15 protein-coding genes and 1 pseudogene are annotated in these 12,548 nt (G+C 58.5%); 7 read left to right on the top strand and 9 right to left on the bottom strand.

Annotated elements, in window-relative coordinates:
• Nucleotides 1-180 precede the first annotated feature (180 nt).
• Nucleotides 181-360, bottom strand: coding sequence for a hypothetical protein (locus ACYUCQ_RS12710; protein WP_460254913.1), 180 nt, complete (start codon nt 358-360; stop codon nt 181-183).
• A gap of 223 nt (nt 361-583) precedes the next feature.
• On the opposite strand from ACYUCQ_RS12710, the gene ACYUCQ_RS12705 reads away from it, so the two are divergent.
• The 5 genes and pseudogenes from ACYUCQ_RS12705 (at nt 584) to ACYUCQ_RS12685 (ending at nt 3,409) form a co-directional block, all read left to right on the top strand.
• Nucleotides 584-1,324, top strand: a complete 741-nt coding sequence (locus tag ACYUCQ_RS12705) for an SDR family NAD(P)-dependent oxidoreductase (protein ID WP_460254912.1) — start codon at nt 584-586, stop codon at nt 1,322-1,324.
• A gap of 122 nt (nt 1,325-1,446) precedes the next feature.
• Nucleotides 1,447-1,947, top strand: a pseudogene (locus ACYUCQ_RS12700) (GNAT family N-acetyltransferase); the annotation flags it as partial.
• Between the two features lie 59 nt (nt 1,948-2,006).
• Nucleotides 2,007-2,408 (top strand): hypothetical protein, encoded by a 402-nt coding sequence (locus ACYUCQ_RS12695; RefSeq protein ID WP_460254911.1) that lies wholly within the window; start codon nt 2,007-2,009, stop codon nt 2,406-2,408.
• A 76-nt stretch (nt 2,409-2,484) separates the two neighbouring features.
• Entirely contained in the window at nt 2,485-2,928 is a 444-nt protein-coding gene (locus tag ACYUCQ_RS12690) for a hypothetical protein (RefSeq protein WP_460254910.1), read from the top strand.
• Nucleotides 2,929-3,142: 214 nt separating this feature from the next.
• Nucleotides 3,143-3,409: a hypothetical protein gene (locus ACYUCQ_RS12685; protein WP_460254909.1), complete on the top strand. Its 267-nt coding sequence runs from the start codon at nt 3,143-3,145 to the stop codon at nt 3,407-3,409.
• Between the two features lie 130 nt (nt 3,410-3,539).
• Here ACYUCQ_RS12685 and ACYUCQ_RS12680 read toward each other — a convergent pair whose 3' ends face one another.
• The 8 genes from ACYUCQ_RS12680 to ACYUCQ_RS12645 form a co-directional block, all read right to left on the bottom strand.
• Entirely contained in the window at nt 3,540-4,133 is a 594-nt protein-coding gene (locus ACYUCQ_RS12680; RefSeq protein WP_460254908.1) for a restriction endonuclease, read from the bottom strand.
• Nucleotides 4,134-4,203: 70 nt separating this feature from the next.
• Nucleotides 4,204-4,722 (bottom strand): GNAT family N-acetyltransferase, encoded by a 519-nt coding sequence (locus ACYUCQ_RS12675; RefSeq protein WP_460254907.1) that lies wholly within the window; start codon nt 4,720-4,722, stop codon nt 4,204-4,206.
• A 46-nt stretch (nt 4,723-4,768) separates the two neighbouring features.
• Nucleotides 4,769-6,304, bottom strand: a complete 1,536-nt coding sequence (locus tag ACYUCQ_RS12670; protein ID WP_460254906.1) for a tetratricopeptide repeat protein — start codon at nt 6,302-6,304, stop codon at nt 4,769-4,771.
• Between the two features lie 353 nt (nt 6,305-6,657).
• Nucleotides 6,658-6,879, bottom strand: coding sequence for a VOC family protein (locus tag ACYUCQ_RS12665; RefSeq protein ID WP_460254905.1), 222 nt, complete (start codon nt 6,877-6,879; stop codon nt 6,658-6,660).
• 3 nt (nt 6,880-6,882) lie between these two features.
• Nucleotides 6,883-8,085: a DUF1501 domain-containing protein gene (locus ACYUCQ_RS12660; RefSeq protein ID WP_460254904.1), complete on the bottom strand. Its 1,203-nt coding sequence runs from the start codon at nt 8,083-8,085 to the stop codon at nt 6,883-6,885.
• A gap of 4 nt (nt 8,086-8,089) precedes the next feature.
• The gene (locus ACYUCQ_RS12655; protein ID WP_460254903.1) at nt 8,090-9,421 is read right to left on the bottom strand and encodes a DUF1800 domain-containing protein; all 1,332 of its coding nucleotides are present in this window, start codon (nt 9,419-9,421) and stop codon (nt 8,090-8,092) included.
• Nucleotides 9,422-9,528: 107 nt separating this feature from the next.
• Nucleotides 9,529-10,167, bottom strand: coding sequence for a VC0807 family protein (locus tag ACYUCQ_RS12650; protein ID WP_460254902.1), 639 nt, complete (start codon nt 10,165-10,167; stop codon nt 9,529-9,531).
• Nucleotides 10,164-10,727, bottom strand: a complete 564-nt coding sequence (locus tag ACYUCQ_RS12645; protein ID WP_460254901.1) for a DUF6622 family protein — start codon at nt 10,725-10,727, stop codon at nt 10,164-10,166. The genes ACYUCQ_RS12650 and ACYUCQ_RS12645 overlap by 4 nt, the downstream gene beginning before the upstream one ends.
• A 109-nt stretch (nt 10,728-10,836) precedes the next feature.
• Between ACYUCQ_RS12645 and ACYUCQ_RS12640 the strand changes: the two genes are divergently transcribed.
• Both ACYUCQ_RS12640 and ACYUCQ_RS12635 read left to right on the top strand, forming a co-directional pair.
• Complete coding sequence (locus ACYUCQ_RS12640; RefSeq protein ID WP_460254900.1) at nt 10,837-11,430, top strand: DedA family protein; 594 nt, start codon at nt 10,837-10,839, stop codon at nt 11,428-11,430.
• Nucleotides 11,427-12,539, top strand: coding sequence for a D-alanine--D-alanine ligase (locus ACYUCQ_RS12635; protein ID WP_460254899.1), 1,113 nt, complete (start codon nt 11,427-11,429; stop codon nt 12,537-12,539). Before ACYUCQ_RS12640 ends, ACYUCQ_RS12635 begins: the two co-directional genes overlap by 4 nt.
• The last annotated feature ends 9 nt before the right edge of the window (nt 12,540-12,548 follow it).

Genomic DNA, 12,548 nt, shown 5'->3' with positions numbered 1-12,548 from the left:
GAATAATTATTGTTTGATATCAATATCATGGAAATTTTGCGTTTATGACATGTAAAATTTTCCGACACGATTCTGTGATCATTGATGTGCAACTCGATACCGGCTTGGCAAATTTGGCGAACTTTCTGGGTTTGGTGTTCGGGTTATGTATAACGAATCTTGACAACCGGCGGTGATCTATCAAACGCGAGAGGCGTGTGCGACCTTCCGTGTGCGCGGAATCGGGGCTACGTCGGTGTCGTTGAGGGTGAGGTCGATGCGGGCGTAGTCGGGGGCGCCGAGGGTTTTGCGGAGCATGTGCGCGAGGGTGGTGAAGCGGTCGGCGAGATTCTGTGCGAGGGGGTTAGTGACTCGCTCCATTTCACTAACATGACATAGGAGGGGGTGGGTGCGAAAGAGGAAAATGGAATGGTGGTCTTGGCCTGAGGCGGCGGCGACATGGTGGGAGATCGGCGCACCGGGGGTTATGGATTTCGCTTGTAAGTTTCGATAGGTGAAAAAATGAATTTGCACCAGCAGCGCTTGCCATGCATGGATATGTCTCGGCGGTTGAGACCAAAATGTTCGGGGAGGTGTAAATTATATGCAGGACGTTAAGAAGGTCGCGGTGGTGACTGGTGCATCACGTGGCATTGGCGCGGCAATAGCCCGGCACTTCGGCACATTGGGTTTTGCTGTAATCGTCAGCTACAAGTCCAAGAAGGACGAGGCCGATGCGGTGGTGGCCCAAATCATCCGTGCCGGAGGGAACGCCGCGTCGTTCGAGGCTGACGTTTCATCAGAGAGCCGCGCGAAAGAGCTAATCGAGTTTGCGATCGGCGCGTTCGGTCAGGTTGATGTTTTGGTGAATAACGCGGGTCTCGCGGTGGGGTGCTCGTTAATCGAGATTGATGCGGATCATATTAATCCACAGACCGCGTTGAATATCGCGGGTGTGCTGTTCGCATCCAAGCATGCGACTCTTGCTTTCGGCGATGCCGGCGGTGCGATTATTAATATCAGTTCGATCCAGGGCGTCTCGCCGATACCGGGTGGCGCGGTATATTGCGCGACCAAGGCGGCGGTGAACGCCATCACCGTTAGTCTGGCGGCGGAATTGGGACCGCGAAAAATCCGCGTCAACGCGGTCGCCCCTGGCCTGATTATGACGGAGAAGATGAAAGCCAACGTTCCCGACGAAGCCAAACAGGAGATCATGAAGGACACGCCGCTTGGCCGTCTTGGCACGCCGGAGGAAATTGCCGAGATTGTCGGCTTTCTGGCTTCTGACGCTGCCCGATGGATTACTGGGCAGGTTATTACGGCCTCGGGCGGATATCGATGACACGGAAACGCGACCGGTGTCACGAATATTGCGGACGGTTTTGGTAGAGTGAAAAAATGAATTTGCACCAGCAGCGCTTGCCACGCATTGATCTGGAGCCGATTTGACCCGCGCATGCGGCGGAGATGTTCGATGGGTTGGCGGACAGTGCCGGTTATCGTTTTCTCCCGGATGATCCGCCGAGCAGTGTTGAGGGGCTGCGAGCGCGCTATGTCGTTCTGGCTGGTGGGTCGTCCGCCGACGGATCAGAGATTTGGCATAATTGGGTGATCCGATGCCGAAACGATCACAATTTGCTGGGTTATACCCAGGCGACGGTGCAAGGTCCGAACGCGATGGTTGGGTATCACGTTTTCCCAAGCCATTGGCGGCAAGGCTATGCCACGGAGGCGATGATGAAGACCCTTGATATGTTGTTTGCGATGCCGAGCATTGATCAAGCTAACGCGTTTGTTGATACACGGAATGTGGCGTCAATTTCGTTGCTTAAACGGCTTGGTTTTACAGTTGAACGCATGATCGAGAATGCGGATTTTTTTAAGGGAAGTCAGAGCGATGAGTTCGAATTCCGCTTGTCACGCGGGGCGTGGGCTGCTCATTCGTTAAGGGAGAGAAAACGATAGTCGAGGAGGGCGGGGCGGCCGGCGGTGGTTGCAGTGCGGTGGGAGGCGATGTTGAGGCGGTGGATGGTGCCGGTGATCAGGGTTTCGGGGCCGTTGCTGTTGCTGAGTTGGGCGGCGAGCAGCCTTTGGGCCTGAGCGGTGTAGCCGTGGCCACGGTGGGTGGGGGCGAGGATTTCTTCGATGACGATATGGCCGTGCAGCCAGTCGATCGGGCCAGGTTCGGTGGCGATCAGGCCGATGATGATGCCGTTGAGGGTGATGAAATTGAGGGTGCCGGTGGCGTGGCAGGCGGCGAGTTCATCGGCGCTGGCGGGGTGGAGTTCGGCGGCGAGTGTGGCGTGATCGGCGGCGAAGGCGTCATACCAGTCGGCGACTTGCTTGGCGGCTTGGGTGATATTTTGCTCGGTCGTTTCGGGGGCGTGCGCGCAGGGTTTCAGGGCGATATGTGTTGCCCTGAGTGAGAAAAAACGCCCTTCGGATTCAGGGGTTTGATAACCGCAATTTTTGGCTTAGATCTTGTTGTTATGAGTGGAGGATATGACGATGCGTCTTTTAATTTTGGGTGGATTGGCTTTTATGCTTGTGTTAGGTGTTGCTTGCGCGAAAACAGATCAATTCGGGCAATCGATCGTCACTCCTAAAATCCCACCGCTGGGGATGTGTGAAAAAACATGGATTACGCAAATTGAGGCTCGTTTCGGCCCTAACGATCCAATTGTTCATGATGGGCGGACAACGGTATTCGAATCCGGAATTTATACGTCAAATGAAGGAAGTCCCCCTGCAGAACGAAACGAGCATTTATATGATAAGGTTCTGATTTGTTTAACAAAAATTCCAAACAATTGTCCAAAATATTATTCCAAAAATGGCACAGGTAATCATGCCTTATCTCAATTTTATGAATATACAATATCAGACGAAAATACGGGCCAATCCTGGACCGACACGCCGAGCGAGCATAAATGTAACGGAGCATGAGATTCAACCGCTGGTTACGCCCGCCGTCGCCTCTCCTAAGGATATTTCGCGCACAAGAGCGTTGTTTAAAAACCAGTCAAGGCAAAGTTGCTTGATTGCGAACTACGGGGTTTGGAATCCAAGTGACCACGGAACAGACCGCTATGCAGTCACGCGATTTTGTTGTAATGAAGAATCTTGATTCGAGCACTTGGCCCCTTGCAAGGAAAGAGTTATGGCGACAATCGATGAATTAGAGGTCAATCAATGTGTAAAAGTGACACTCGGTGCTAAAACAAAGACTGTAGGCAACGTCGTTGGTCGGCGTATTGACAATCGGATCGAAGGATATTTGCCGCCTCAACAGAATGGCTCGCCTCAACCCGAGAGAGGGGACAATGTCGTGCAAGTACACTTCCCTTTTTCGCCGCTTCCCGCACTGATGTGGCAGACAACGGGCCTAATGTGTCCGCCAAGCGTTGTGGATATCTTAGAAGAGTGAAAACCACCTCACGGGTAGAAGTGTTGACCGAGCTGTCCAAGCGTTTCGTTTTGCCATAACAGGCCCTGATAGGGGGGCAAAGTAAAATTCTACCTTGTTTTGGGCAGGCCTGTGCTAGTGTTACGGTTCCTCAATTGGGATTGCGAAAGCCCAAAAACCGTTCTAAATTTCTCAATTCGGTGAAATGAAGAAGTAAAACCCCAGACATTTTTGCAAGATCGCGAGCACTTTGTGTATAGGTTTGATTGCTAACAACGATAGCAGACGTACCGCGGTAGTAAATTCTAGCCGCAATAACTTCTTGCACAGCTTTATTGCCAACCGGCTTGTTATATTTTTTACATTGCACAATCAGAAAATGATTATTTTTCCGAGCGATGACGTCTGCGCCCTGATCGCCCGATCCTTTCGTTTGCGAAGCTTCCCACCCTTTTAGGCGGAGATAATCAGCGCAGCAACGCTCAAACTCAGTGGGTGACATTGCTTCGCGCCAGCGGAAATCGAGAAGTATCTGCCGATATTCTGCTCTCTTTCGGTCGCGCTGTTTCCGGACGTTCCGAAGTGAGCGGCCAATCAGAGCCAAGACGGCGATGGCTCCGATGGCAATTGGAACTTGGACTTGAAGCGGCGAATCCAAAAACCATACAACTAGAGCGGTGGGGCCGCCGATCGCCATGGCAAGGAGCAAAAGTACTGCCTCTGAACCGTTTGATCGACGCGCCATCAATCTCGTCCTTTATTGTTCATATACCTAACGAAATATGAGCTATGAAATTTGCGGGGGGATGGTGGCGTCATTGGAAGGTTTCACTCGCACTCTTTAAAAATTTGATCATGTGGATTTCATCGTTGTAGCCATCGGCGGTTTTCAAGGCGCGTGGCTCGACGCCATAGATTTGGAATCCAAATTTTCGATATAGAGTGGCGGCGGGATCGTTGCCTTTGACGATTGATAAGGTGAGTTGCTCGACGAGGGTTTGGGAGACCAAGATCAATTCGTGCAGCAGCGCGCTGCCGATACCGGTGCCGCGACAAGCTGGTTGGACGTACATGCCCCAGACATAGGCTTTGTGGCTATCTTTTTGCCCGACTTGCCGCCTCAGTCCGGCCATGCCGACGATGGCGCCCTCAACATAGGCGCCAAACACGATGTTATCGATCAAGCGCTGTTCGAACTCGGCGATGGGGCGCGCTTGCTCGGTTTCATAGGTGGAGCCGAAGGCTTCTGGGTTGTGCTTCAGCGCATCAAGCCGGATGGTGCGGTAATCGGGCGCATCAATTGGGTTTAGGCGACGGATGGCGGGGGCAATCATCGGGCTTATGCTCGCTCAGAATTTTTGATTGGTGGAGATTGTATCGTTAGTGATATTTGTTGTCATCATGACGAACCAGGGTTTGCGCCTCGGCGATTTGGGCTGGCGTCATCAGTTGGGCGATGCGTTTGAGGTTACGGGCGGCTATTTTATTATGATTTTTGGCGGCGAGGGCGAACCAAAAATACGATTTCACGTTATTCTGTGATACGCCATGACCGTGTTGATATAGGGTGCCGAGAGCCAGTTGTGACCGTGCTAATCCTTGATGCGCCGCGAGACGGAACCAAAAAGCGGCCATGTTGTAGCTTTGTTGCACACCGAGCCCTCGGGCATAGAGGATACCGATATTGGTTTCTGCCCCCGCCTGGCCGTGAGCGGCGGCACGATGGAGCCAATAAGCAGCCTTGGCGTCGTTTCGTGGCGTGCCACGGCCCCGGGCGTAAAAGGTGCCGAGGTTGGCTTCGGCATTAACATTGCCCTGGTGGGCGGCGCGGCGGAACCAGTGAAAAGCTTTGATGCTATTCTGCGGAACGCTAAGGCCCTTATTGTAGAGCACGCCAAGATCTTGCTCCGCGCTGGCATTACCTTGGTGGGCGGCGCGGCGGAACCAGTGAAAAGCTTTGATGCTATTCTGCGGAACGCCAAGGCCTTTATTGTAGAGCACGCCAAGATTGACTTCAGCGACGGGATTATCTTGATGGGCGGCGCGGCGTAACCAATAGGCGGCCTTGGTATTGTTGGGTGGCACGCCTCTGCCCAAGTGATCGAGAACGCCTAAAGCTGATTCTGAAGCTGCGTAACCCTGATCGGCGGCCAGACGAAGCCAGTGCCTCGCTTTGCTGTAGCTCTGTTTCACGCCCTGGCCGTTGCCGTAGAACAGGCCGAGATTATATTCGGCCTCTGGGTAGCCTTTATCGGCAGCGAGACGGAACAGCGCAGCGGCCTTGACGAAGTTCTGCGGCACGCCCTGACCCCGCGCATAAAGGAGGCCCAGATTGTTATCGGCGTCGAGATGCCCCTGCTGGATGGCGCGATGGAACCAGTAAGCGGCTCTGCTATAATTCAGAGGCACGCCCTGACCCTTGGTGTAGAGGAGGCCAAGATTATTTTCTGCCGCTGCGTAACCCTGATGAGCGGCCCGACGAGCCCAAAACGCAGCTTTGGGGTAATTCTGTGGCACCCCGTGGCCGAAATAATAGAGCGTGCTGAGATTAAACTCGGCTCGTCTTAGTCCTTGATGGGCGGCGAGACGGAACCATTTGGCGGCTTTTTCATCGTTCTGCGCAACAGCTTTGCCGCGAAGATAGAACAGTCCAAGAAGAAAAGCCGCGTCCGCATTTTTTTGATCGGCGGCGCGGCGAAGCCAATAGACGGCCTTGGCATAATTCTGCGGTTCGTTGCGACCGAGGGTATATTCCATACCCAGCGCTGCTTCGGCCTTAGCGTCTCCCTGGGTGGTTTCTGCCGCTATGGTTTGGGCCGATCGCGCGCAGGCGTGGCCGGTGATGCTCAGCCAGAGGCAAGCGATTAAGGTCAGGCCGCGATATTTTATTGGTTTGAATCGATTTTGAGGCTGCATGCCGTAATCCTGGGTGGGGACGGACGACTTTATTGCGCACGGTGCTGGCGCATCGGTCACAAGGTCTGGTCAACGAGTGCGAGAAAGGTTGCTCTCTCATCAGGGGTCGACACGCGAAATCGCTCCCAATCTGAATTGACCCGGAGATCGGCGAATAATCCGGCTTTGTCCTCGTGGAAATGCAGCCATGCCTTGCCACGCCGATAGAACGCGCCTGGGCTACGCTCGTTCAGTCCTCGCGACTGGATCGCGGTGATCAGGTCTCGTAGTTCATTGAGCGCGGCTGGACCCGCATGCTTCATCGTTTTTCGACCTCAAGCTATTCGTTGGCGGCTTGGTGCGTGACAGATAGCTTAGATGTTGTGGCCGTCTGGATCAAGGACGAAGGCGCCGTAATAGTCTGGGTGATACTGTGCGCGGATGCCGGGTGACCCGTTATCCTGGCCGCCGGCTTTGAGGGCTTCGTTGTAGAAGCGATCAACGGTTTCCCTATTCTCTGCAATGAATGCGACGTGAACGCTCGTTTGTGGCACGCCCTTTTGGCCGATCCAGAAAAAGGCTTTCGGCGCGCGCAAAAATCAGGAGCGGAGCAAGTGGGTCAGCGGGGCGGCGTCGGTGCTGTTGGGGAAAATGCGATTGAGGGCGGCGGGAGCGAGAGGAAATTGGGCGAGGATGGCGCCTTTGGCGAGGCTGCGAATGTCGGCGGTGGGGGCGAGGTCGCGGTTTTGGAACAATTGGCGATCTTTGAGGCCGGGCCAGGTGGTGCGGACTTTGCCGCCGGCGACGGTGCCGCCGGCGAGGAAGGCGATGGTGGCGGTGCCGTGGTCGGTGCCGTGCGTGCCGTTGATGCGGGCGGTGCGGCCAAATTCGGTGACGATCAGGATGGTGGTTTGGCGCCAGGCGGGGCCGAGGGCGGATTTGAGGGTGGCGATGCCGACATCGAGCCCGGCGAGGGGTGGGGTGAGCAGGTTGATTTGGTTGACATGGGTGTCCCAGCCTTCGAGCTGGAAGGCGGCGATGCGCGGACCGCCTGCGGCGGCGAGCAGGGTGCCTGCGGCTTGGGCGAGGCCCCCAAAGCCGTAATTTTTGGCGTGGGGGGATTGGGGGTGATCGAGGAGCGCATGGTCGAATTTTTGGGTTTGCAGGCCGGTGCGGATGGCGGGGCCGAAGACCGGGTCGGTCGCGTTGAGGGCGGCGATGCGGTGATAGAGGTCGGGGCTGGGTTTAGCAAAGCCGATGGGGGCGTAGGAGCCGATGCGGGCCGGGCCGCGCAGGAGGAGGGGCATGCCCATGCCGACGGCGAGACCCATGCTTGCGACGTTGGTATCGGCGGGGTTGAGTGCGTTGTTTTGGGCGTGCAGTTCGACGATCAGGCGGTTGAGCCAGCCGGAATTGATGCTGGTTTCGGCGACGCCGGTTTGTAGCAAATCTTGGGCTTCGAAATGGCTGCGGGTGCGATAGGGCCCGGCGATGGCGTGGACGGGGAGCACCTCGCCCGCTTGGTAGAGCGTGTGCAGGTTTTTGAGGGCGGGGTGGAAGGCGAAAAAGCCGCCGAGATCGAGCATTTTGCCGCGCGCGGGGATTAGGGGGGCGCGCAGGCGGGCGAGATCGGGGTCGCCATAGGGGATGACGGCGTTCAGGCCATCGAGCGCGCCCCGGAGCAAAATGACAATGAAGCGGCGATCGGTGGGGGCGGCGGCGAGGGCCAAGCGGGTGCGGCCGGCGATGGCGGCGGTGCCGAGGCCGAGCAGGGTGGCGCGGCGGCTGAGGGGGAGCGCCATGGGATTATCTCCGTTGGAATTCGGGGGCGGCGAATAGGAGCGAAAGCGCTTCGCGTTTCGAGCCGGCGTGGCGGATGGCTTGGATGGTGGCGGGGCGCAGCAACGGGCCGAGGGCGCTGTGGGCGAGGTCGAGCGGGTCTGCCTCGTGCAGGCGGGCGGCGAGGGTGTAGCCGAAATCGATGCGCCCGAGCACGGCGTCCGAGCCGGACCAATCGGCGCCGAGATCCGACCAGCCATTGGGCAGGGGCGCGCGCCAGAGCGGCTGGCCGAGGCGGTTGAGGGTGCCGAGATAGAGCATGGGCGGCAGGCCAGAGAGGCCGCCGGCGCGCAGGCTGGAGATCAGATATTCGAACGGAGTTTTGATTTTGGTGAGAGGCGCTGCAGCTTCGGGCAGGTCGATCAGCGCGAGGGAGGCGGCGCGCAGATCGCCGCCGGTATCGGCGAGGATGCTGGCGATGTGGTTGATGGCGGGTTGGGGCGGTTGATCGGCGATGAAATGGCGGACCAGTTTGGTGGCGAGGGCGACCCAGGTGGTGGGGTAGGTGGAGAGAAAGCGCAGCGCCTCGATGCCGCCTTGTTCGCCGGGGGCAAAGGTGCGGCCCATCAGGGTTTTTGGGCCGGGTTCGTGCAGGAAGGGGCGGAACATGAAGCCGGTGGGTTGGTTTTGCGGGTTGATGGACCAGCCGGTGAGGAGTTTGGCCATGGTGGTGACGTCCGACTGGTGGTAGCCGGCGCGCAGGCTGACCGTGTGCAGCTCCATGCATTCGCGGCCCAGATTTTCGTTCAGGCCGCGATGGGTGCGCTCGCCGACGCGGCTGTTGGGGCCGGTGGAGAAGGCGTTGCCGAGATAGAGCAGCATGGCGGGGTGGCGTTCGACGGCCAGCACCATGTCGGTGAATTTGCCGGTGACGTGGGGGCGGATCGCTTCGCGCAGATAGGCGCCGACGAGGGGTCGGACGCCGCCTTGGCGGGTGGAGACGGTGAAATGGTTGGCCCAGAACCAAACCAGGCGTTCGCGGAACGGCGCGTTGGTGGTGAGGGCGAAATCGATTTGGGTTTTCGCATCATCCCGCAGGATGGCGAGGGTTTGGGGTTGGAAATTGCCCTTGAGCGGCAGGCCTTCGGCGAGGATTTTTTTGCGTTCGCGCAGATCGGTGCGGCGCGCGATCAGGCCATCGGCGGCGGTGGGGAGGGTGGCGAAGGCGGGGCTGGTGAGGCCGGGATCGGGGCCATCGAGCTGGGCGCGCAGCCAGGCGCGCGGGTCAGCGGGCGGGGTTTCGCCGTGGCGGGCGCCGAGGCCGAAACGGTTCAGGGCTTGGATCGGGGCGATGGACATAACCCTGGTTTAGCAGAGGGCGATGTTGCGAAGCGTTGCTAAGTGCAACCAAGAGGGTGGGTTTGATCAAAAACGGTTACGCGCCGATCACGTTTTGGTGAGGGATGTTAGGTGAGATCGCCGAGGGCGCCGCGCTTTTCCATGATGCTGCCATAGAGGAAGGTCCAGCCGATGAGCAGGGCGATGGTGCCGTAGCCGACGATCGGGCCGATGATCAGGAAGCGGCCAACCGGGAGCATGAAGACCAGGGTGGCGCGGGCGGCGGTTTCGGCGACGAAGCCGATGCCCCAGACGATGGTCATCACGGTCATCATCCGGCGGAATAGCGGGTTATCGGCGAGGCTGGCGAGGGTGGCGCTGTCTTCGGCGGATTGGCGCTTCATGCTGGCATGGGCGAGGACGAACATGAGCGGTTTGCCGATCAGGGCGGAGCCGATGAAGGCGAGGCCGATCAGGCCGGTGATCAGGGATTCGCGCATCAGGAGGAGTTTGGGCGAGCCGCCGAGGGCGAAGCCGGCGAGGGACAGGGCGATGCCGCCGAGGACCATTACCGAGATCGCGTCGATTTTGCGGCTGCGGGCGAATTGCACCAGGCTCCAGAGCATGGGCGGGATGGCGGAAGCCATGATCGCGTGGATTTCGCCGATATGCGGCTTGGCCAGGCGGTAGCTGAGCCAGGGGAAGATGAAATTAAAGCCGATCTCGAGGGCGACGAAGACGCGCTTGCGGGTGATGAGGCCGGTCATGATGGGCGGGCGGCTGATTTTTTGCGGGAGGGGAGCGACAGGTCGGTTTGCGGGGCGCGTTGATAGAGATTGAGGAACCGGCCCATCCAGACGCCAAAATAACCGATCATCAGGCCGGAGACGGCGAAGGACAGCAAGGCGAGGGTGGTGAGCGGGAGCAAATGCAGTTGGGTGGCCATGGAGACCAGGTAATTGATTACGAAGACCAGCAAATAGCGCAGGATTGGCACCCAACTGCCGGGGAGGAAGGCGAGTTTGCGCTGATGATCGATCGCGAAGCCGGTGCTGTTGATGGAGAACCAGCCGAGCGGGGCGCCGATGAATAAGGCGGCGAGGAAGCCGAGGATGGGGATTGGGGCGGTGAGCGGGACATGGAGCAATTGGGCGGCGAGCACGATATGCAGCACGCCCCAGATGATGAAAATGACCGGGAGCAGCAGGTAGGTGCGGATGGGGCGGACGCGGGCACGGGTGAAGCGATAGCCGCGCCAGACGATCAGCGCGACCATCAGGATCATCGCGGGGGGGGTGTGCTGGGCGATGGCGGTGAAAAAATTCATGTTATGTGTATGCCGAGGGCGGTTTGGCGAGGCAAGGGTGTGCGCACTTGGTCACGCGCTTGGTCACGATATTGGTAACGGGCGGCGATATCGATTAAGGAGCAAAATCATGCTCTGGAGCGATTTGACCACCATGTTGGCGTCGGCGGCGGGAAACCCGCTGTTGGAGGCCACCACCATTATCATCGGCACCTTCATTTTGGAGGATGCGGCGACGTTGCTTGCGGCGATGCAGGTGGCGGCGGGCGCGGTGTCGTTGCCGGTGGCGCTGGGGGCGCTGTATGCCGGGATTGTGTTGGGGGATTTGGGTTTATACGGGCTGGGGCGGCTTTCGGCTCGGCACCCGTGGGCGCAGCGGCTGGTGCCGCGCCATCGGCGGGATATTGGGCAGGATTGGGTGACGCAGCGTTTGATTTGGGTGGTTTTGGTCAGCCGGTTTACGCCGGGGTTAAGGCTGCCTACTTATACCAGTTGCGGGTTTTTGCGGGTGCCGTTTTGGCGGTTCGCGCTGGCCGCGATGGTGGCGACGCTGGCTTGGACGACGTTGTTATTTTTTGTAAGCTTGAAGCTGGGCGCCTTGATGCTGCATTATCTGGGGCCGTATCGCTGGGTGGGTATGGCTGTTTTGTTGGTTGTGCTGATCTTGGCGGGACGGGCAGCGGCGCGCTGGCAGTCCCAGCGGATGAGAAAGGATGGAGAATGAGTGCTGATTCGCTCGCGGCCCGGCTGCAGGCTGCGCTTACGCGCCGACGCACGCCACGCCCTGTGTCGTTTTTCGAGTTTTGGCCGGGTTTTGTGTTTTATGCGCCGGTGGTGGTGTTTTGGATTGCGCAATCGATCCGCCATCGGAGTGTGACGTTGCCGACGCTGACCAACCCGCTGATTGAGGCGGGTGGGGTTTGTGGCGAGTCGAAGACCGATATTTTGGACCAGATGGGGCCGGTGGGCCGGGAATTTCTGGCACCTTATGTGGGGATTACCACGCTGGGGGTGGTGGGCGCGGATAATGTGCGCATGGCCGAGGCGGCGATGCGGGCGCAGAATTTGGCGTATCCGGTGGTGGCCAAGCCCGATATGAGTTGCAATGGCGCGGGCGTGCGGGTGATTGCGGACCGGGCGGATTTGGCGCGGTATTTGGCAGAATTTCCGCCGGCGACGCGGATGCAGTTGCAGGCGCTGGTGACCGATGAGGGCGAGGCGGGGATTTTTTATGTGCGCATGCCAGGGGCGGCGCAGGGGCAGATTACCTCGATTACCATCAAGCATGCGCCGGTGGTGGTGGGGGATGGGGTGCGGACGATCCGCGCTTTGATTGACGCGGATGCGCGGCTGGCGGCGGTTTCGGGGATTTTGCTGCCCAAATTGGGGGCGGAGGCGGCGCGGATTCCGGCCAAGGATGAGCGGGTGCGGCTGGTGTTTGTGGGCAATCATTGCCGGGGTTCGACGTTTAAGGATGGGCGGCATTTGATTACGCCGGCGCTGAGTGCGCGGATTGAGGCGATTGCGCGGGATTTGCCGGAGTTTCATTTCGGGCGGTTTGATGTGCGGTTCAGCACGGTTGCGAAATTGCGCCAGGGCGAGGGCTTCAAGATTATTGAGGTGAATGGCGCGGGCTCAGAGGCGACGCATATTTGGGACCCGGAGACCACGATTATTGAGGCGTATCGGGCGCAGTTTTTTCATTATGGGGCGGCGTTCCGGATTGGGGCCATGCTGCGTGCGCAGGGGCGTAAGCCTTATGGGTTGTGGCGGTTATTGCGGGCGTGGCAGCATCAGAAGGCGTTGATGGCGCGCTATCCGACCAATGACTGAATTTCATCG

This window comes from Acidiphilium sp. MT5 (assembly GCF_054767495.1).
The sequence above is the reverse complement of the archived record's forward strand: the minus strand, read 5'-3'. Positions and strand labels throughout refer to the sequence as shown.

Bases quoted from the DNA above. Each gene is read 5' to 3' on its own strand.
- ACYUCQ_RS12660 (WP_460254904.1), bottom strand. From the start codon at position 8,085: ATGGCGCTCCCCCTCAGCCGCCGCGCCACCCTGCTCGGCCTCGGCACC.
- ACYUCQ_RS12685 (WP_460254909.1), top strand. From the start codon at position 3,143: ATGGCGACAATCGATGAATTAGAGGTCAATCAATGTGTAAAAGTGACA.
- ACYUCQ_RS12655 (WP_460254903.1), bottom strand. From the start codon at position 9,421: ATGTCCATCGCCCCGATCCAAGCCCTGAACCGTTTCGGCCTCGGCGCC.
- ACYUCQ_RS12640 (WP_460254900.1), top strand. From the start codon at position 10,837: ATGCTCTGGAGCGATTTGACCACCATGTTGGCGTCGGCGGCGGGAAAC.
- ACYUCQ_RS12710 (WP_460254913.1), bottom strand. From the start codon at position 360: ATGGAGCGAGTCACTAACCCCCTCGCACAGAATCTCGCCGACCGCTTC.
- ACYUCQ_RS12645 (WP_460254901.1), bottom strand. From the start codon at position 10,727: ATGAATTTTTTCACCGCCATCGCCCAGCACACCCCCCCCGCGATGATC.
- ACYUCQ_RS12675 (WP_460254907.1), bottom strand. From the start codon at position 4,722: ATGATTGCCCCCGCCATCCGTCGCCTAAACCCAATTGATGCGCCCGAT.
- ACYUCQ_RS12635 (WP_460254899.1), top strand. From the start codon at position 11,427: ATGAGTGCTGATTCGCTCGCGGCCCGGCTGCAGGCTGCGCTTACGCGC.
- ACYUCQ_RS12690 (WP_460254910.1), top strand. From the start codon at position 2,485: ATGACGATGCGTCTTTTAATTTTGGGTGGATTGGCTTTTATGCTTGTG.
- ACYUCQ_RS12650 (WP_460254902.1), bottom strand. From the start codon at position 10,167: ATGACCGGCCTCATCACCCGCAAGCGCGTCTTCGTCGCCCTCGAGATC.
- ACYUCQ_RS12680 (WP_460254908.1), bottom strand. From the start codon at position 4,133: ATGGCGCGTCGATCAAACGGTTCAGAGGCAGTACTTTTGCTCCTTGCC.
- ACYUCQ_RS12705 (WP_460254912.1), top strand. From the start codon at position 584: ATGCAGGACGTTAAGAAGGTCGCGGTGGTGACTGGTGCATCACGTGGC.
- ACYUCQ_RS12670 (WP_460254906.1), bottom strand. From the start codon at position 6,304: ATGCAGCCTCAAAATCGATTCAAACCAATAAAATATCGCGGCCTGACC.